The following is a 19,246-nucleotide window of genomic DNA, read 5'->3' on the forward strand; positions in this document are numbered from 1 at the left end:
TTGAAAAGATATGTTTAAGTACTATTTCGAAACAATTGAAAATGTGGAAATATTTCCCATCATTTCGCTGAGTATATTCTTTATTTTCTTTATCGGCCTGATTTGGTGGGTGATAAGAGCAGATAAAAGCTATATCAATAAGATGAAGTCCTTACCCATGGAAGAGGATAATGTTACATACCAAAATGATTCTACAGATGAAAAAAGTCACTAAAAAGATATGGAGCAGCCTTTTCCTTTTAGGATTGGGCATCACCCCACTCTTCGCACAGGTAGAAGAGGCGGTGGAAGAAATGGAAATTGAAACAGTTACGATGTGGGAACAACTCATGCAATCAGAACAGGGACGCCTATTACTTCTAATCGGAGGCCTATTAGTAGTTCTTATTGTTTTAATGGTTATTCTAGCAGTCTTAATGCTGAAAACTGCAGAAATTATCCTTAATAAAAAAGCAGCTGAAAAAGGAGAGGTTCGTATAAGCTTCTTTAAACAATTCAAGCAAAGATGGATCACTGGCAAGTTTAAGCCCGTTGATAAACAAGGAGATATGATGTTAGATCATGATTATGACGGCATCAAAGAAATGGACTATGGAATGCCACCTTGGCTTCGCTATGTTTTTATTGGTACTTTCATTTTTGCTTTATTTTATGTTCCAGCTTTTTTGATTTTCGATATTATTCCTGATCAACAAACCGAATATCAAGCGTCAATTGAGGAAGCGGCATTGAAAGCAGAAGCCCGCACAAAAGCAGGAATGGTTCAAATCACAGCAGAAACAGCTGAATTACAGACTGATGAAGCCGTAATGAAAGCAGGACAGATTCTGTACAAAAAGAATTGTGCCGTTTGTCATGCTGATGATGGTGGCGGTGGTGTTGGCCCAAATCTGACTGATGAATACTGGATACATGGAAATGATATCAAGGGCGTTTTTACTACTGTGTCAGAAGGTGTGCCTGCCAAAGGAATGATTCCCTGGAAAGGTAACATGAGTCCTAAGCAAATACAGGATGTATCGAACTACATCTTGAGTTTGGTAGGAAGTACCCCTGCTAGTCCTAAAGAGCCTCAAGGTGAGATTAGAAAGCAATTACAAGCTGAAGAACGCATTGAGGAAAATGTGGATGAATTGCCAGAGGTTGAGACAGTGGAACAATAGAGAAAATTGGGAATGGTCGGTATGCCACCGACCATGGTTCACCGACCGGAATCTGAGCTTAAGAATAAAAATAATAGTTAGACCTGTCTGGTTTTGAAAACCTGACAGGTCTCTAAACAAAGTACAGTATGGATAATTTACACGAAGAGCAATTTAGAGGGCAACTAGCAACAGTTGGGGAGCAGGGAAAGCGAAATTGGATTTTCCCAAAAAAACCAAAAGGGATTTTTCATAACTACAGAAGGGTTTTGGCCTGGTTGCTGTTGATTTTATTCTTTGCTGGTCCATTTATTAAAATTGGAGGACATCCATTATTGTTATTTAATATTTTCGATCGACAATTTGTCATTTTAGGAAGCGTATTCTGGCCACAAGACACACATCTTTTAATTTTTCTGCTACTAATCTTTGTCGTCTTTATTCTACTATTCACGGTAGTTTTTGGCCGGGTCTGGTGCGGTTGGGCCTGCCCGCAGACGGTATTTATGGAAATGGTTTTCCGTAAAATTGAATATTGGATTGAAGGTGATGCCAACCAACAAAGGAAACTTGCTAAAGCTCCGTGGACCTGGAACAAAATCTGGAAGAAAAGCACTAAGCAAGGTGTTTTCCTTTTGATCAGCTTTTGGGTTTCTCACACATTCATGGCTTATTTGATTGGAATTGGTGAAATGTCTGAGGTAATTCAAGCAGGACCACAAGCTAATTGGAGTGCCTTTACGGGTTTACTAGTCTTTACAGGGATATTCTATTTTGTATTTTCCTACTTCCGAGAGCAAGCCTGTACAGTGGTTTGTCCTTATGGAAGATTGCAAGGTGTATTTCTAGACAAAAAATCCATTGTGGTAATTTATGATTGGTTGAGAGGTGAGCCAAGAGGTAAACTAAAAAAGAATGAACCTCAAGCCGATAAAGGGGATTGTATTGATTGTAGCTTGTGCGTTCAAGTTTGTCCCACAGGTATTGACATCCGGAACGGCACTCAAATGGAATGCGTTAATTGCACTGCTTGTATTGATGCCTGCGATGAAGTGATGACAAAAATAAATAAACCTAAGGGTTTGATTCGATTTGATTCTGAAGAAGGAGTAGAAAAAAAGACCAAAAAATTGATTACGCCTAGAGTTATTGCCTACTCTGTTGTTTTAGCCATATTAGTAGGTGCTATGGGCTTTTTATTGGTCGGAAGAGCTCCGATTGAAGTCACGATGACAAGAACGCCCGGTTCTATATATCAAATTAAAAATGATTCTATCATCAGCAATATGTATCAAATGGAGATGATCAACAAATCCTTTGACCCGATGAATTTGACTTATAAAGTAAAGCCAATATCTGCCCGTTTATTCTTCCCTTCTGGCCCCATTGAAGTTTTGGAAGGACAAGAAAAAGATGAGGTTTATGTTTTTGTAGAAATGACGAGAAAGCAATTTGCACAGATTGACGAAAAAATTCAAGTAGAGATCTACCGTGATGATGAATTAATCCAAACCATTGATTCAAGATTTCCGGGACCGAACACATTCAGTAAACTAAAATAATTATGCATTGGGGGAATAAAATAACTTTAGTATTTATAGGCTTCGTGATATTGATTATCAGCATGGTGGTTTTCAGTATGAGACAGGAATTCCATATGGTGGAAGAAAATTACTATGAGGAAGAAATAGCATATGAAGGGAAAATGAATGAAATCAAAAATGGTCGGGATTGGCCAGGTTTAGTATCAGCAAAGCAAGAAGGCCAAATGCTGAAACTGAAATTTGAGGATGCTGAAAAAGTAAAAGGGAAAATTCAGTTTTACCGTCCCGCTGACGCAGATCTAGATTTCTTTGTACCCATCAGTGAGGAAATAAATATTCCCATTGAAAAATTTAAGGCCGGTAGCTGGAAGATTTCTTTTAGTTGGGAAACTGACGGCAAGAAATATTTTAAGGAAGAGCAAATTTTCATTCAGCGTTAGAAATGATTTGGGCAGCTTTAAGCATAGGTTTATTAGGTGGCATTCATTGCACTTTTATGTGTGCACCACTTATGCTGGGCGTATTCCGCAATCAATCAATGGCATGGGGCTTTGTGGCTTACCAAACAGGTAGAATTATCACCTACATCATGTTAGGTTTAGCTTTGGCTTTTGTTGGAGAAGGTCTATCCATTTTAGGATGGCAAAACAGCTTATCCATCATCATGGCGATATTTATCATTTACTTTTATGTATTACCTGCCCGTTTTCGATTCCTTAAATTCATTAATCGCATAGAATCAGTACCTTACCAAAAGGTAAAAAATAGTTTTAGAACGTTTATTGGAAAGCAAGATATTCTCTCAAGATTTTCAATTGGTTTGCTCAACGGTCTTCTTCCTTGCGGACTAGTCTATCTTGCACTTCTAAGCTCTTTTGCCACTGAAACCATTATGGATTCTGTTGTATTTATGGCTGTTTTTGGTATAGGTACTCTCCCGTGGATAATAGGAAGCGTGTGGGCCGGAAAACTGACTTTCAGAAAATTGAACGGCTTCACTCAAAACATGAAGCCTGTATTGGCATTTACTTTAGCTTTATTCCTTTTCCTAAGAGGAATGGAAGTGCAATTTATTCATATCCCATTGCCTGATTTCGGGCAGGCACAGACCACGATGGATATTCCTATTTGTGGAGAGAGGTAACTAAAATCATTTCCAAAATTTAGATCTTTGGAAAAGGTCAGCCCAAATCTCCTGTAAATTCCATATTTTCCATACTTTTGCTTAAGGAAATTTTAAGACTAAAACACCACTACTATGGAATTGAAAAAAGTAGCTATAAATCACATACACGAGCAATTAGGCGCTAAAATGGTGCCTTTTGCCGGATATAATATGCCTGTTTCTTATACAGGTTTGATTGAGGAACATAATACCGTGCGTAATGCAGTCGGTATGTTTGATGTTTCGCATATGGGAGAATTTTTAATCTCAGGTCCAAAAGCCATAGATTTAATTCAAAAAGTGTTTAGCAATGATGCTTCTACTTTGGTAATTGGAAAAGCGCAATATGGCTACTTGCCAAATGATGAGGGTGGAATTGTTGACGACCTTTTAATTTACCGAATTGGAGAAGAGGAATATATGTTGGTGGTGAATGCTTCCAATATTGAGAAAGACTGGAACTGGATTGCGCAACAAAATGAAGAATTTGGTGCGATCATGAAAAATATATCAGATGATTTTTCACTTTTTGCTGTTCAGGGACCGAAAGCTGAAGACACGCTACAAAAATTGACTTCAGAAATGGATTTATCTGCCATTAAACCATTTCATTTTGAGGTGGGAGCTTTTGCTGATGCAAAATATGTGATAATGTCCAATACTGGCTATACCGGTGCGGGTGGTTTTGAAGTCTACTTCCACAATAAAGATGCAGAAAACATCTGGCGAAAAATCATAGAAGCTGGTGAAGAATTTGGCATAAAACCAATTGGTCTTGGTGCCAGAGATACTTTAAGAATGGAAATGGGATTCTGCTTGTATGGAAATGATATAGATGACTCTACTTCACCTATTGAAGCCAAACTTGGCTGGGCGACAAAATTCACCAAAGATTTTATCAATTCTGAAAATCTTAAGAAACAGAAGGAAGAAGGAGTCGAACGAAAATTAGTGGCTTTCCACATGCTAGACCGTGGTATCCCTAGAAAAGGATATGAGATATTGGATATGGAAGGCAATACAATAGGAGTAGTTACATCAGGCACGCAGTCCCCGACTCTGGGTCATGGTATTGGATTGGGTTACGTAAAAACTGATTTTGCAAAACCGGAAACTGAGATTCAAATCGTGGTACGAAAAAATCAATTAAAAGCACAAGTAAAAAAATTGCCCTTGATTTAGACGTGAATCAGTCTTGAAGTGAGTAAGTATTGAGGTTTGCAGCTTAGCGGATTTATATTGTGACCTTTTAGAAAGTACCATATAATAATTACTTTTTAAGAGGTCACATTTTTCAATGTCTCAACTTTGAAATTCTTTTTATCAGATTCAAAAATGTATTAACTTAAAAACAGAAACTAATTGGATAAAATTTGGAAGTATTAGGCATTGACATCGGAGGTTCTGGAATGAAGGCAGCCGTTGTAGATTTAAAAACAGGTGAGTTTATTACTAAGCGCAAACGTTTTGAAACTCCCCAACCTGCAACGCCAGAAGCCATGATGAAAACAGTAGTAAAACTACAAAAGCATTTTGATTGGTCTGGTCCGATAGGCTGTGGATTCCCGGCCGCTATCATTGATGGGACGGTAAAAACTGCTTCAAATATTGATAAAAGCTGGATTGAAAAACCTCTAGCTAATATGATTAGAAAAGCTACCGGATGCGCCACCAGAGTGATGAATGATGTGGATGTAGCCGGTTTAGCAGAAATGAATTATGGTGCTGGCAAAGGTCATAATGGAACTGTTTTGGTATTGGCTCTGGGCACGGGAATTGGATCTGCTTTATTTCATAACCAACAATTAATGCCCAATACTGAACTTGGGCATATTCAATTTAAAGGCGATATAGCAGAAGCCTATGCTGCCAACTCCATAAGAGAAAATGAGGATTTAAGTTGGGAGGTTTGGGGCAAACGAATAAATCTATATTTGATAGAAGTTCATAAATTGTTCTGGCCAGATCTAATCATTATTGGAGGTGGAGTTAGCAAGAAGTTTAAAAAGTATGAAAAATATATTGACAAAAAACTGAATGTAATTCCTGCCGAATTGAAAAATCATGCTGGAATAGTGGGGGCGGCAAGCCAGTTTTTATAAATATCAGTTACTTTCACTTTTAAGATATCCCGTTAAAGCAAATTGATAAACTTCATACTTATTTTTCTGCCTTAAATATTCCTCCTCACCTGTTAATTGGTGTAAACTATAATAAATTAAGGAAGATAGATGATTACCTCCACCATTTCTTTCAATAAAGCTCAAAGCATTTTTTAGATCAAGAATTCTTTCTCTTTTATTTTTGTCATTTCTATTTGCACGTTGAATCGCCTTATAGCAAATACCATATTTTTGAAAATAGATCTTTCTCGAATTTTGAAGCTCCTGAATGAGTAATTGAACCGACTCATTATTCAAGTTATTTGAAATAGCACTTTCAAGATATACCTCATAGAACTTTAAATTCTCTGGATACATCTGATGAAGTATTTCTGCATATTTGAATGCTGAATCTAAATTATTTTCAAGCCTCAGATAAATATGAGATAAATAGATCAATGCCTCTGTCTTAGCAATACTTTCACCTCCCGCCACTATTTTCAACCACTCTAAACCAGTTTGTTTATTTCCCTCCTTAAAAAGCCACATCATGCTTCCATAAATAGGGTTTTCATTTTTATAATATTGATAGTAATAGTGATAAAGTGCAGATAAAAACATTAATTCCTCCTTATCCGGTGCCTTTTCCAAATTAAGCTTAACAAGCTCGTATACCTTGGAACCATTATGATAAGCCTTGTAATAATTACCTTGATTGTAGTTGAATTCAGCTTTCAATAAGGCACTATTAACAAAAAGGTAGTTCAATTCATTATCCTCATTTGTTGTTGCTTCCAAATATTGATTATACAGAGATAATATTTTATCATCCTGCTCATGGATCGGCAAGTAATACCACCTCATGAAATGTGATTTTAAAAAATTATACTGACTGGCATCTTGAATGCTGTCAAGATTGGAGAGTAAGCTATCCGCTTTATAAAACTCAAAATTATAAAGATGCTTAAAAAATTGTTGATTGCCCTTGTTACCAATTTGAGAAAGTGCAACGAAACTATATTGAATAAAGACAAAAAAAAGGATACACCTTATAAGTAAAATTTTCATATTTAAACCATCTTAAAATAGGGCTGGATGCAACTGTAGTATTTCACCATAAGCTTTGCCTCTGTATTCCCTTTGCTTCTTCAAGGCTGTTTCCTTAGCCTTTAAATAACCTCCTTTATGGTATCGTTGGAACCACGGCAATACGACTAAATATCCTTCCACTAAGGAAAATTCAGTAACATAGTTAAAATATAAACCCACTAAAGCCGCGGTCAGGGCCATGGAATTTAGTCCATCTTTCCAATTTCCATATAAAATCTGTCCACTGCCCGGTACAAATACACTCATCCACATGGCTAGTTTAGGTTTTACTTTATCCGCCTTTAGATTATAGGTTTCAAGGTCAATATAATGTTGATTAGATGCTAGTTTTAGATTTGTAGCATATTCATCAAACAATACTTCAAACTGATCAAAATCCTCTTTTAGAAAATAAGCAATGGATTTAAAATATTGCTTTTTCAATCCTGCTTCAGTATCATTAAAATCATTGATTGCCCCTAAAGAAATAATAGCTTGATTGTATTGATTTGTACTTAAGTAAGCCAAACATTTTTTAAATATTATGTCATTCCGCTTACCGTTATCTTTCTCTAAAAAGGCAGCATTATCATAAACTCTAATTGCTCTGCCAATATCGCCTTTACTGAAATATGCATTTGCTAGTTTGAAGTAAGTTTCTGAACTAGTATTTTCTTCAAAATAAATAGCTCGTTCATACGCCAAAATACTATTGGTGTAATTTCCTATTATAAACTGCTCCTCTGCAAACTGCAAGGTCTCTTTTACATCTTGTGAAAAAGAAATCTGAACCGAAAAAGAAAGACTAGTAAGTAGAACGAATAATATTTTCTGCATCTTTATCAATTTCCAACCAAAAGTTTTGATTATACACCTGTGCTGACTTAGCTGATCCATAAATATTACCAGCGTAAAAACCTGTAGATAAAGCACCAAATATCCATCCTGATGTAGATGAAATACCCTCTTTATTAAAGCCCCTGTAGGCTTGAAAGGCACTCCCTCCCACTACGAACAAACTAAAAATCCCATCCTTGTAATTACCGGTATAAAACTTCCCGCTGCCCGGCAAAACAGCAGACATCATAACAGCCACCCATGGTTTCTTGGGCTTGAAAGCTTTTGCTTGTGATGATAAATTCTTTAAACCAGTAATTGAGGGGTGGTCACTAGCGGAAATTTGCGGGATTTTTGCTTCCACGCTTTCCCAGTTTCCTGCCAAAACCTCCCTATGCAGTTCATAAATTGTTCTGTTTTTTTCATTAATTGGCAACCGAACAGCATTCTGATCAAATTTTTCGAACTGTTTCCCGAGAATTAACATTTGTAAATATAATTCTGACATCGTCCTTGTAAAATCAGAAAGTGAAGGATACAATGATTCAGTTCTTCTCACTGCCCTGTCCACTTCACCATTTTTATAATAGCTGTTGACCAAAGCGATTTTCAAAGAGTCACTATTTTTATCAACAAACAATAGTCTTTCATATTCAACTGCAGACAATTCATATTGTCCACTCTTGAACAAATAGGATGCGAATTCTTTACTCTTATTGAAGGTGTAAATATCTTGCGCTTGGGATAGGTTTAAACTCAAGACGAACAAGAATAAGAAAATGTAAAATTTCATTGTACTACTAAAGGGTCAATTAAAAGTTTGGTTTTAGGATCTATTTTATATTTCTCGGGAGAGAGCGAATTACATCTCGATAAGCGGTCAAATCCATTCATCATTCCTTTTAGGACACCTTGCTTTTTTACAGCCTCCAAGGCATAAACAGAACAAGAGGGTATAAAAGAACAGGATTGAGCATCCTGTGAAGAAATGAATGACTTATAGAAAAGAAAAAGACCTGAAAACACAAACTGAACTTCATTAGTATTAACATGCACATGATCATATTGATCACTTATCTTAACTTTTTCAACTGAATTTATATCGTATTTAATTCCTCCTAATATTTCTAATTCCGAACTAACTTGCGACCAGACTTGAAAACATAGACTATTTATTATAAAGATCAATACGATACATCTCATCATTTTCCAGCTCATCAATTTTTATATTTTCAAATGTAGTGATTTTATAATATTCCTGTCCATGTAGATATGATACTTGAATTACTTTTTTTGGAAATGGTAATCCATTGACACTTACATAATTTTGATAAAATCTTTTCCCCATGATTTCACCATTGGGCTTAAATAAAACTATTCCAAAAAGTTGATTATTTTTCAATGATAGAACCGCCTTACCCAATTTATCCTCTAAACCTGCGGGGGGTAACCATTCAATAATAGTCTGATCGTCAGATTCTTCTATGGAATTAATATAGTAACCTGATTTATCTAGCCCGTAATTTTTTAAATCACCACTTAAAGCTAAATTGAAAATGGTAAATTTATTTGTGCTTGGTGTAAAAGACTGGCTTTCAATTTTCTTATTTACCAAAACATACATTTGGGTATCCGCCAAAACCAAAGTCTTCTGTTCAGGAAATGAAACTTGGTAAACGATCTTATTGAATTCCTTATCAAAATATACTTTCCCTTTATAGAACTCAGAGCCCTTGGGATTTTTATCTTTAATTGAAAAATCGGCAGTTACCCTGAAGTAAGATTGAGTAAAAGCCGAAAAACTTGCTAAAAAAAAAAGGAAAACTAATGTCAGGATGTGTCTCATAAAAACAAATGACTACCCCTCTCGTGAGGGATAGTCCTTTTCAATTGATTTTTACTAAATTCTAATTTTAGTACGAAATATAAGCAGGTGAAGATAATGCACCTAATAAAACCGAAGTTCCTAAACCAATGAAGAAAGAAATTTTATGGTTACTTCCTTTGTCATTGTTTAATAAAACAGTAAAAATACCAATCGGCCAACAGCAGAAACCCCAAGCAAATGAACCCCATTCCATTTCGTCTAACGAAAACCTGTTATGACCCATCATACCTTCAGGCCCGTAAGATAAATTCATGCCTGTAACCAATCCTGCATTTTCTTGATAAATGTTATGAATAGTTACATTTTCATTCATGGATACATAAGCTTCCAATTCATTCAATTCAGCAAACTCAGCATTGATCTTCTCCTCATTCAGTTCAAACAAATCTGCGTTCGTTGCATAGCTTGAGGAAGCTATTACGAAACAAGCTGCAACAGCTAGTAGTAATCTTTTCATGTCAAATGGTTTAAAAGTTTTAATTTTATTACGTCTCTAATTAACAATTAATGTTACATATTTGCAATAAATTATGTGATATTTTATATAAAAATTTATATAGAGGGTTAAATAATCTGCTAAATCACTACCTTTCGCGGTATATCCATGGGTAATCTACTCAGCAATTCATAATTCAATTGATTACTTAGCTCTCCAAAACTAGAAACAGTGACATTTACCTTACCATTGGACCCGATCATGATTACCTCATCTCCTTTCCCGACATTTTTGCATTCTGTTACATTGATAATCATTAAATTCATATTGACGGTACTTATTACCGCCACCCTTTTTCCGTTAACAATTACCCTCCCCTGATTGCTCAAGGACCGAGCAAAACCATATGCATAACCAACTGGAACTGTTGCTATTTTCATCTTCTTGGTGGCCTGGTAGCTGGTTCCATAACCTATAAACTCCCCAACAGGCACTTCTTTTACAGACATTATTTTACTTCTCCAACTAATGACTCGCTTTAATGGATGCTTCACTCTTCTGCTGAGTCCTTCCTGCCCGTAACCATTACTTCTTTGATATGCAATAAAGGTTTCCTGGCTCGGCCAAAAACCATACAATAAAATTCCGATCCTAACCATATCCATTTGAGTTTCGGGATAAGACATGGCGGCTGCTGAACATGCTGTATGCCTCCTGTTTGGGATTAAACCGTGTTCTTTAAAAATATCGTAAAGCTGATTATACTTTTTGATTTGATCCATTACCCTTAAGTAATTGGTGATACTTTCTGCACCAGCATAATGAGTACAAAGACCTTCAAAAACAATATGCTCTTCATTTGATTTCATCATTTCTATCACCTCTGCCAAATGCTCCTCTTGAAATCCTGTTCGATTCATTCCTGTCTCAACTTCTAAATGAACTTTTGCTTTTTTGCCCACTTTTCTGGCAAACTCAACTGCTGCTTTCAACCTTCCGATTTCAAAAACATAAAACTCAACATCATTTTCAATAACCCACTCTGTCTCTTCATCTTCCATCCAACCCATAATCATAACCTGAGTTGAATTCTTTTTTACTTTACAGACTTCCTCCGCTTCATGGATCGAAAAAACGGATAAATGCTTCACTCCTGCCGATTCGTAAAGCGGCACCATTTCCTTTATGCCATGACCATAGGCATTTCCTTTCAACACTGCTGACAGTAATACATTATCCGATAATTTGCTTTTTACAAATCGCACATTTTGTCGCACCGCACTTTTACTTAGAGTTACCATGGATGTACTAAATATGTTTTGACCCATATTTTTCTATTTATGTTTAAAGAAAACAGACTTACAAAAAAAGAATATAATTCAATGATTATCAATACGCCCAAAACTAGGATTACTTTAGTTTAGGCTATAAGCTCAAAGTACCTCATTAATCCAATATACATCTTGAGGCCCGGCTCAATAATTTCATCAGGGAAATCATAAAACTCGTCATGAAGATGCGGGCAATCCTCACCAGACCCAATTCCAAAGAAGCCAGTTTTAAATTGCGTTTTATATTGTCCAAAATCTTCACTCCACTTGAAGGGTGAAACCAAAGGCTTAAATGTAATTCCCATGGATGAAGCGGCTTTTTGAATAATCTCGAAGGATTCTGCAGTATTAATCGTAGAAGGAAACACTTCTGTATAGGATATTTCACAACCTAAACCATCATCCTCACAATATTTATGCACTAATTTTTCCGCTTCATCAATTAAAATGGACATATCCTCATCTTTCATCGCTCTTAGGGTAATTCTTACCTCCCCATAACCTGGGCTAGTTCCAAATGCAATTTCCCCCAATTCACTGTGAATTACAGTTGCCAATGTTAAATCAGAGAAATCCACCATTCTATGAATACGAGTCATCTCTGTGCTGATTTTAGCCATAGCAATGACCGGACTAATTCCATATTCAGGTTCAGCCGCGTGACTAGTTTTCCCGAATAGTTTTATGACCATCCCCCTTGAAGCAGCTGCAAAAGTTCCTGACTTCGTAAAAATTGTGCCTTTCTGAAAATCTGGTAAATTATGTAGCCCAAACAAATAATCAAGATTGATTTTTAAGTCTTTTAACGCTTGATTTATCCTTTCAGCGCCTTCACCTGTTTCTTCAGCAGGCTGAAAAATCACGTAAACACTACCTTTCTGTAAGGGATTCTTTTGCAGAAAACTTGCAATACCTGCCACCATTGCCATATGGCCATCATGACCGCATTTATGAGAAACATGAGGAGTTTTGGATTCATACGCTAAATGAATGGTTTCTTCAATGTGTAAAGCATCCAAATCAGCTCGAAAACCTACATTTTCGCCTTCCTCTTTTCCTTTGAACAAGGCAATCACTCCATGTCCTCCCACATTTTGCCAGATTTTATCAGGTTGACAACTCGTAAGAAATTCTAGAATGATCTGTGCAGTCTTTTCTTCCTGATTGGAAACTTCAGCATGGGCATGTAATTGATGTCTTAATTTTACAAGCTCTTCTACATCAAGCTTTAAATCCATAAAAAATAGTTTTAACAGAGTCTAACAGGCTTCTATCGGAGCAAAAAAAGTCTTCATTCCAAAATCGGGTTCAAATTACAACACTTTATGCATTTTCATCCCAGAAACCATTTAAACTTTATTCTACAGTTTTTTCAATATAATTGGAATTTAAGATACCTAATGCCCCCATGTATTTAACTTTAAAATTAATCAAATCTCCAACTTTGCGCTTCTTAACATTTTCTCCTAAATCTATCACAATCATATCGGAGCTGGAACCGACAATTTCAAAGTCATAACCATCTAAAATCAGATACTTAGGGTCGATATCCAATACCCCAATATCTAATATAGCCCTATAACTGGTCTCACCATACAATGATTCATCAATTTCAGTGGTTTCTCCCTGAGGATTTGCGGCCATTTCGCCCATCGGTACTTTTGGCTTTTCTGTTATTTCTATGATTTCAGTAAAAAGCTCCAGACAATCATCATGCATTCCTTCAATGGTAGTTTCCTCAAAAAGATTAGCCCCAAAGTAAAGTGTTTCTCCAATACGGAAATGGTTAACCCCAGCAGGAATCTGCTTGTTCATGATCAATGGAATAGTGACAGATGTTCCTCCAGAAACCAAAGGCAACTTTCTGTTGAACTTCAACTCGATAATCTGTTTATACAAGCTCAACTGGATGAGCTTATCTTGTGAAGGCATGACACCATGAAGGCAGTTCAAATTCGTTCCTATTCCCTCAATTTGAATGTTGGGTAATTCAAATACCTTAGCATAAAAATCTATCAAATGATCACCCATCACCCCTTCTCTCAAATCACCAGTTTCTACCATGATGATCACCTTGTGCTTCTTCTTCTGTCGAACAGCCTCATCTGACAGGAGTTTCAAAGTATAATATTCCGTATTCATGCTCATATCAGCATATTTCACTATATCTGGAATACTCCTTTTTGCGGGTGGCTTTATGTAGCAGGTTTTTACAGTAGAGTCAATTTCCTTTACTTTTTGCAGGTTCTTAATCCTAGAATCGTGGATCTCCCTGAAACCCAAATTGATAACTTCCTTCAAATAAAGTTCGTTGCCACAAAAAAGCTTGGTAACAGCCCCCCAATCTAAGTTATTTTTAGTAAAAAGCTGGTGTAAAAAATCAAAGTTATGTTTAAGTTTATCTTTGTATAATTTTAAAAATGCCATATTTATTTCTTTAACCTCATCTCCAAATATTTGTTGGTGAAGCCTAATTTCTCATATAAAAATTTGGCAGGATTTTCTGGTTCCACATGAAGGGCAATATCTCCTTTCGCTGTATTGATTGCTTTTCTCATCAGCTCTTTACCAACTCCTTTACCCCTCTGGTCAGAATGAACAGCTATGTACACCAATATGTTTTCAGGGATATAACCTGACATTCCTGTTTGGTTGACCACTACTGCTCCTTTAATACTTCCACTCTCTCTAGCTAAAACTACAAATCCACCTTGATGACCAAATGAACTGAGTGCATAATCCAGACATTTCATAATGTCATCTTTAGAATCACCGAATTCATCAAGATGAGTATGAAGGAAATCCGCAATCTCGTTTTTTTGTAAAGTTGTTGCTGAGTCTATTGAAGTTAAAGTTTGAAATTCCATGTAGTTATTATTTTTTAGGATAAATTAGAGAGTAAGTTACGAAAATTATTGCTGAAAATGATATTCCAAATACATTGGGATCTAATCCTGCGGGTAATTTAAATAAAATATCAGAAAAAGGAATTCCAATAATCTGCATTTTATTAATTGATTCTACCACTTGACCGGGCGACATACTATCGATGCTAATCCCGATAAAATCTATACTTGATTTTGCTTCACTTATAAATGTTCGTAATTCAGGCATTTTAGTTGCAGTTCCGAAGGTGATTTTATTAGCCTGAAGTAATGCTGTAGTTAAACCACCGGTTATCATAGCCCAAAATGCTGCGTTACTATTGCTCTTTTTCCAAAACAATCCACCTAAAATCGGGATAAAAAGACCTGAAACCATAAAAGCATAACTGTATAGCATTAGACTTAACACATTTTCCATAGCACTGGCAAGTAAAAGCGCTACAGCCCCAACGATCAAGGTTACCACTTGAGATAACCGTAACTCTTTTTTATCAGAATTAAATCTATTGGTGAATTTCTTTATAAAATCTGAGACAATATTTCCTGAAGATGCCATCAAGCAACTATCAGCTGTAGAAAGTATGGCTGAAAAATATGCGGACATCATTATACCCAACAATCCAACAGGGAGAACAGTAGCTAGCATCATGGGCAAACCCTTTTCTGGATCTGCTTCCGCTATATTTTCAGGCCCCAGAGCTGCAAACATTCCTTGATCTGCCGCCACCCTAGCCAAAACGCCCAATGCAACTCCCATAAATGCCATAATTGGCCACTCAAACACACCTGCAATAAACCATGCTTTCTTCGCAGTCTTGACATCTCTACTTGCATAGATTCTTTGATACAATGTCATGCCTACAAACCAGATAGGGATAATGGTAACAACCCAATATATTATATCTTGCCAGCCGATATTAGTAAAAGAAAGCATCTCAGGATCTAAAGTCTCCTTTATAGCCTGCCATCCCCCTACCGCGGTATAAGAAAGCGGAATTCCAATGAAAATTAGTCCTCCTAGCAAAAGTATCCATTGAATGGTATCGGTGTAAATCACTGCTTTTATACCACCCATGACGGTATAGACCACTGCGATAACCCCCATGATAATTAATGCATGATTCAAGCCCAATTCGGGAAATGTTCCGGAAGCTAATTTTGCCCCAGCTAATATTTGGGAGCTAGTAAAACCCAAATAACCAATTGCTGAAATTAAGGCAGCTAATAATGCCGTCTTCTTATCAAAAAAGTACGCAAACAATTGAGGCATAGTGTGGAATTTTTCAAATGCTTTATTCCCTCTAACTATAGGAATTAGAAAAACCGCAGCTAGCCACGCACCTATCAATCCTGTAAAGAGCATCCAAGAACCTGATATCCCAATGGTAAAGCCTAGTCCGCCCAAACCGATTGAAAACCCACCTCCAACATCTGTAGCCACAACACTTAATCCAATATGCCAGCTGGTCATTTTCCTACCTCCCACGTAGTAATCATCCATCCCCTTGTTTGATCGTAGGAAATAATATCCCACCCCTAACATGGCAATCATATAAGCTATAAAAATAGAAATATCTATAATATGCATATTCTATAGTATCAAAAATGAAAATTGTATTTCAACAATAAGATTGGATTAAAACTTAAACTACGAAAAATTTGGCAATTCGTAAAATCCGAGGAAAGTCAGATAGTGTCGAAGACGCGCTTAAGAATGGAGAATATGCGCTCTATTTTTTCTTATTAATTAAATAACTGTAAATCAAGCAACAAGTGACTTTCTATATATATATATATATATATCATTACAAAAGAAATGCTTAGCTTAGTACACTTCTTGATTGAGGGAATAAGTTTCATTTTGCTCAAACCATTTGCGGAGCTCTATCAAAGCCTTTTCGTAATCATCCACCATTAAATCTCCAAATTCATCAGTGGGCAGTGGGAAGTTCTCAATTGCAGGAGCAATCGCTTCCATAATTCGATATGCACAAGTGATTTTTTGATTGCTGTTGGGGTCAGCCGTACTACAATTGGCTTCATCGTTTAGGATTTGACTTTCTAAAAATTTAAATATTTGAGGTTGACGAGTATAAACCAAACCCGGTACAATATCATAGGCAAAAGCATCATTAATGGGGGCTTTTTCAAGTTTACTTATAATGTATTCTATAGCAGACTGATTGTTCATTCTTGCCAAAGCTAAGCGAATATTCCATTTGGTTACTGGAGACTCCTTAAGGGCTATTAAGCCTACCAATTGCGATTCTGCTTTTTTCAATTGCAAGAAACCCAGAAGTTTGACGAAATCATTGAAATGAGGCGTTTCAGCATTTAAATGATTTAAGATTCTAGTCTTCTGACTTTCTATAAAAACAGTATTTTTGAAATTAGTCATAGCCTCAATAGCATTCCCAGCAATGCCTCTGTCCGGATCATTTAGCGCTTTAATTTGCTGGTCAATTGCTTTTTGTTTTACTGACTCATCCTCCGAAACTTGAGCAATCCTATTGCTTAAACGATATGCCTTAGCACGAATCCGAGCTGTGCTATCGGATTGATATTTTTCGAGTTCAGAAAGAAGCAGGTCAAAATCATTTCCTTGATCAAACAAGCTTTGAGGAGCTGTTGCATAGCTACCATTTTTGGCTTCTTTGAAATATTGGTTGAGCGTAACAACTGGAGACTGAGCCAACATAGTAATGCTGATGAATTGTAGGGTTATGGTTATGAGGGGTTTCATGGGGGTTTATTAAATGAATTTTATAGATAATAATAAATGAAATAAGAAAACTTAGTAAGTTAATCATTCACATCCTCATATGTAACTACGGAATTCAAAGTCGAATTTAAATAATCATTTTCTTTTTTGTCGAATCCATTTAGCTCTGCTAAATAATTTCTTGCTATAATTACAAATTCGTTAGAACGATGAATAATCTCCTCTAATTCTATATTTGCAATCAGATTCTTCCAATTATTTTTCGTCAATTCTGCCCCCCCAGTAAAGGTTAAAAAATTATTACTTTTGTAAAAATATCGTATCTCAATTTCCACTGGGGTAGTTGTTGAATTTGCAATTTCTTCATAAGATTTACCATAACCAGTATAAACCTCCCCTTTTAATATTTTTTTATAAAAAACTAATTCTCCATTGTTGAAAGCAAAGTAATTTAACTCTGTACGATATGGAGGTACTTGTCTAAGATAAAGTGATTCTTCTTTTTTAAAAATTCCATTTCTAGTTTCTATTTCCACTAAAACTATATCTTCTTCATCATAGTAATATGTTCTTTTAGCATGATTATTAAAATCATTTATGTCAAATGAATACTCACTACCTGATTTTGTAGTGTAATTTTTATAATTATTATGACGTAAATCTCTCTCCCGAATATCTAAATAAAAACCAGACAAAAACCTATTATATATATCTACAAATGAGTTAGGTATAATTCTTTTCTTTAAATTACTAGTATCTCTAGATAAACGAGTAATGTATTTATCAATATTTTGTTTCTTTTGGGCTGTATCTATTGAATTTTTATTTAGCTTATATATCCCATAAAAGTCTAAGCTATCCTTAATTTTTTCAGGAATTAATTCTTGCCCTCTTATTTTTCTTATTACATTTTGAATTTCAGTCAATGACATCTCTTCTAATTCTTCCTCTGTGTGGAACATAAGTAACGAATCTCTTAATGTTTGATTTTGACCAAAACAGCTTGGTACATAAATAAACATCACAAAAAGTAATACTAATATATTTTTATTCATACAAATATCCTTTCATTTTAGGTAATCACTTGTCTTACTTTCCTCAATCTCAAAATGCATATAATCAACAGAGTATCCATTCCAATCCATCCCACCCCATTCAATATCTTTGTGGCTTCAAAACCTTTCAATTAAATCTAAAGGGACGTTACAGAACCCATGTTCAAATAATTTATTATTGAATCTATTACTTTGCCAATTTCTACTGCAATTTTCGAAAAAACACTAAATCCTATTGCTAAAACTCTCTTTCACTTAATTTATTTATACCCTCCTTCAATCCTGTAGAATAAAAATCTTTGTCATCATCAAAAATACCAATTTCTCTGCTGTTCATTTGATTTACAATTCCTTTACAATCTCTATTTCCATTTAATCTTTCTTGGATATTCTGCCATTTAAGCTTCTGTAATTCATAGGGTATCTTGTAGGTTGAAATAATTTCAAATTCTTCAATATTCATTAAAAAATAACGCTTTAATTCTTCATCTTCTAAAACAATATTTTGAACAAAATCACATCCAAAAACCTGAAAAAAATACCAAAAATTAGTATAACCTCGTTGATCAGATATCTGAATTTTATCTAAAATATCGGAATTTGAAATGCTACTGCATGTACTTAATTTTTTTAAATTATTTTTTAAAAATAGCAATGCATCTTTATTCTCAATATTTTCTGTTTTTATTTGTTGTAGAGTATTATAAAAAAATGTTGATTGAAGTATTATCACTAAAGAATCTTTGCTTGCATAATATCTACTTTCAGTTGTGTCACTTATTTTCTGAGATAATGAGTTTAAATAGGCAATCCATTTTCGTTTGTATTTTTCACTTTTATTTAAGACAGATAATAATTCGGGAAGAGTATGAGCATACTCAAACATATTTAAATTATCAAAATCTTCAATTATACTTGCCTTAATTGGACTTGATACTTCCCTTAAGTTTTCTGAGTATACTTTTTCTTCTACAACTTGTACCTGAGAAAAACTATTAAACAAATTCAAGAAAATAACATGAATTAATATTAACTTTTTCATACTATACG

The 19,246-nt window shown here is 35.3% G+C and carries 21 protein-coding genes; 7 read left to right on the forward strand and 14 right to left on the reverse strand.

The annotated features are described in order from the left end of the window. Positions 1-10: 10 nt before the first annotated feature. From Q3Y49_RS01700 to ppgK, 7 genes are all read left to right on the forward strand, one after another. On the forward strand, positions 11-214 hold the full coding sequence (locus Q3Y49_RS01700; RefSeq protein WP_303270485.1) for a cytochrome C oxidase Cbb3: 204 nt from the start codon (positions 11-13) through the stop codon (positions 212-214). Continuing rightward, complete coding sequence (locus tag Q3Y49_RS01705; RefSeq protein WP_303270486.1) at positions 198-1,163, forward strand: c-type cytochrome; 966 nt, start codon at positions 198-200, stop codon at positions 1,161-1,163. The genes Q3Y49_RS01700 and Q3Y49_RS01705 overlap by 17 nt, the downstream gene beginning before the upstream one ends. Before the next feature lie 128 nt (positions 1,164-1,291). Next, a complete protein-coding gene (ccoG, locus tag Q3Y49_RS01710; RefSeq protein ID WP_303270487.1) occupies positions 1,292-2,704 on the forward strand; it encodes a cytochrome c oxidase accessory protein CcoG in 1,413 nt (470 codons plus the stop codon). 2 nt (positions 2,705-2,706) lie between these two features. Further along, positions 2,707-3,126, forward strand: coding sequence for a FixH family protein (locus Q3Y49_RS01715; RefSeq protein ID WP_303270488.1), 420 nt, complete (start codon positions 2,707-2,709; stop codon positions 3,124-3,126). A gap of 2 nt (positions 3,127-3,128) precedes the next feature. Continuing rightward, positions 3,129-3,830, forward strand: a complete 702-nt coding sequence (locus tag Q3Y49_RS01720; protein ID WP_303270489.1) for a sulfite exporter TauE/SafE family protein — start codon at positions 3,129-3,131, stop codon at positions 3,828-3,830. Positions 3,831-3,944: 114 nt separating this feature from the next. After that, positions 3,945-5,033, forward strand: a complete 1,089-nt coding sequence (gene gcvT, locus Q3Y49_RS01725) for a glycine cleavage system aminomethyltransferase GcvT (protein WP_303270490.1) — start codon at positions 3,945-3,947, stop codon at positions 5,031-5,033. A 191-nt stretch (positions 5,034-5,224) separates the two neighbouring features. Then, positions 5,225-5,953, forward strand: a complete 729-nt coding sequence (gene ppgK / locus Q3Y49_RS01730; protein WP_303270491.1) for a polyphosphate--glucose phosphotransferase — start codon at positions 5,225-5,227, stop codon at positions 5,951-5,953. Positions 5,954-5,956: 3 nt separating this feature from the next. Here ppgK and Q3Y49_RS01735 read toward each other — a convergent pair whose 3' ends face one another. The 14 genes from Q3Y49_RS01735 to Q3Y49_RS01800 all read right to left on the reverse strand — a co-directional run bounded on the left by Q3Y49_RS01735 (position 5,957) and on the right by Q3Y49_RS01800 (position 19,238). After that, entirely contained in the window at positions 5,957-7,021 is a 1,065-nt protein-coding gene (locus Q3Y49_RS01735) for a hypothetical protein (RefSeq protein ID WP_303270492.1), read from the reverse strand. Between the two features lie 12 nt (positions 7,022-7,033). Further along, on the reverse strand, positions 7,034-7,879 hold the full coding sequence (locus Q3Y49_RS01740) for a tetratricopeptide repeat protein (protein WP_303270493.1): 846 nt from the start codon (positions 7,877-7,879) through the stop codon (positions 7,034-7,036). Next, positions 7,848-8,639 carry a hypothetical protein gene (locus tag Q3Y49_RS01745; RefSeq protein WP_303270494.1) on the reverse strand — a complete coding sequence of 264 codons (792 nt, stop codon included), beginning with the start codon at positions 8,637-8,639 and terminating at the stop codon, positions 7,848-7,850. Before Q3Y49_RS01745 ends, Q3Y49_RS01740 begins: the two co-directional genes overlap by 32 nt. A 29-nt stretch (positions 8,640-8,668) precedes the next feature. Continuing rightward, entirely contained in the window at positions 8,669-9,085 is a 417-nt protein-coding gene (yidD, locus tag Q3Y49_RS01750; RefSeq protein WP_303270495.1) for a membrane protein insertion efficiency factor YidD, read from the reverse strand. After that, a complete protein-coding gene (locus Q3Y49_RS01755) occupies positions 9,048-9,725 on the reverse strand; it encodes a hypothetical protein (protein ID WP_303270496.1) in 678 nt (225 codons plus the stop codon). The genes yidD and Q3Y49_RS01755 overlap by 38 nt, the downstream gene beginning before the upstream one ends. A gap of 67 nt (positions 9,726-9,792) precedes the next feature. Continuing rightward, positions 9,793-10,224, reverse strand: coding sequence for a hypothetical protein (locus Q3Y49_RS01760; protein ID WP_303270497.1), 432 nt, complete (start codon positions 10,222-10,224; stop codon positions 9,793-9,795). Positions 10,225-10,343: 119 nt separating this feature from the next. Beyond that, the gene (gene alr / locus Q3Y49_RS01765) at positions 10,344-11,531 is read right to left on the reverse strand and encodes an alanine racemase (RefSeq protein ID WP_303270498.1); all 1,188 of its coding nucleotides are present in this window, start codon (positions 11,529-11,531) and stop codon (positions 10,344-10,346) included. 92 nt (positions 11,532-11,623) lie between these two features. Beyond that, complete coding sequence (locus tag Q3Y49_RS01770; protein ID WP_303270499.1) at positions 11,624-12,772, reverse strand: amidohydrolase; 1,149 nt, start codon at positions 12,770-12,772, stop codon at positions 11,624-11,626. Between the two features lie 118 nt (positions 12,773-12,890). Continuing rightward, positions 12,891-13,961, reverse strand: a complete 1,071-nt coding sequence (locus tag Q3Y49_RS01775; RefSeq protein ID WP_303270500.1) for an alanine racemase — start codon at positions 13,959-13,961, stop codon at positions 12,891-12,893. A gap of 2 nt (positions 13,962-13,963) precedes the next feature. Further along, entirely contained in the window at positions 13,964-14,401 is a 438-nt protein-coding gene (locus tag Q3Y49_RS01780) for a GNAT family N-acetyltransferase (RefSeq protein WP_303270501.1), read from the reverse strand. 7 nt (positions 14,402-14,408) lie between these two features. Continuing rightward, a complete protein-coding gene (locus Q3Y49_RS01785) occupies positions 14,409-16,007 on the reverse strand; it encodes a sodium:solute symporter family protein (RefSeq protein ID WP_303270502.1) in 1,599 nt (532 codons plus the stop codon). A 237-nt stretch (positions 16,008-16,244) separates the two neighbouring features. Further along, positions 16,245-17,162, reverse strand: coding sequence for a hypothetical protein (locus Q3Y49_RS01790; protein ID WP_303270503.1), 918 nt, complete (start codon positions 17,160-17,162; stop codon positions 16,245-16,247). Positions 17,163-17,221: 59 nt separating this feature from the next. Further along, the gene (locus tag Q3Y49_RS01795) at positions 17,222-18,196 is read right to left on the reverse strand and encodes a hypothetical protein (protein ID WP_303270504.1); all 975 of its coding nucleotides are present in this window, start codon (positions 18,194-18,196) and stop codon (positions 17,222-17,224) included. 238 nt (positions 18,197-18,434) lie between these two features. Next, on the reverse strand, positions 18,435-19,238 hold the full coding sequence (locus tag Q3Y49_RS01800; protein WP_303270505.1) for a hypothetical protein: 804 nt from the start codon (positions 19,236-19,238) through the stop codon (positions 18,435-18,437). Between the last annotated feature and the right edge of the window lie 8 nt (positions 19,239-19,246).

Origin of the sequence: Marivirga harenae (genome assembly GCF_030534335.1) — a bacterium.
In the GTDB taxonomy this organism is placed as follows: domain Bacteria; phylum Bacteroidota; class Bacteroidia; order Cytophagales; family Cyclobacteriaceae; genus Marivirga; species Marivirga harenae.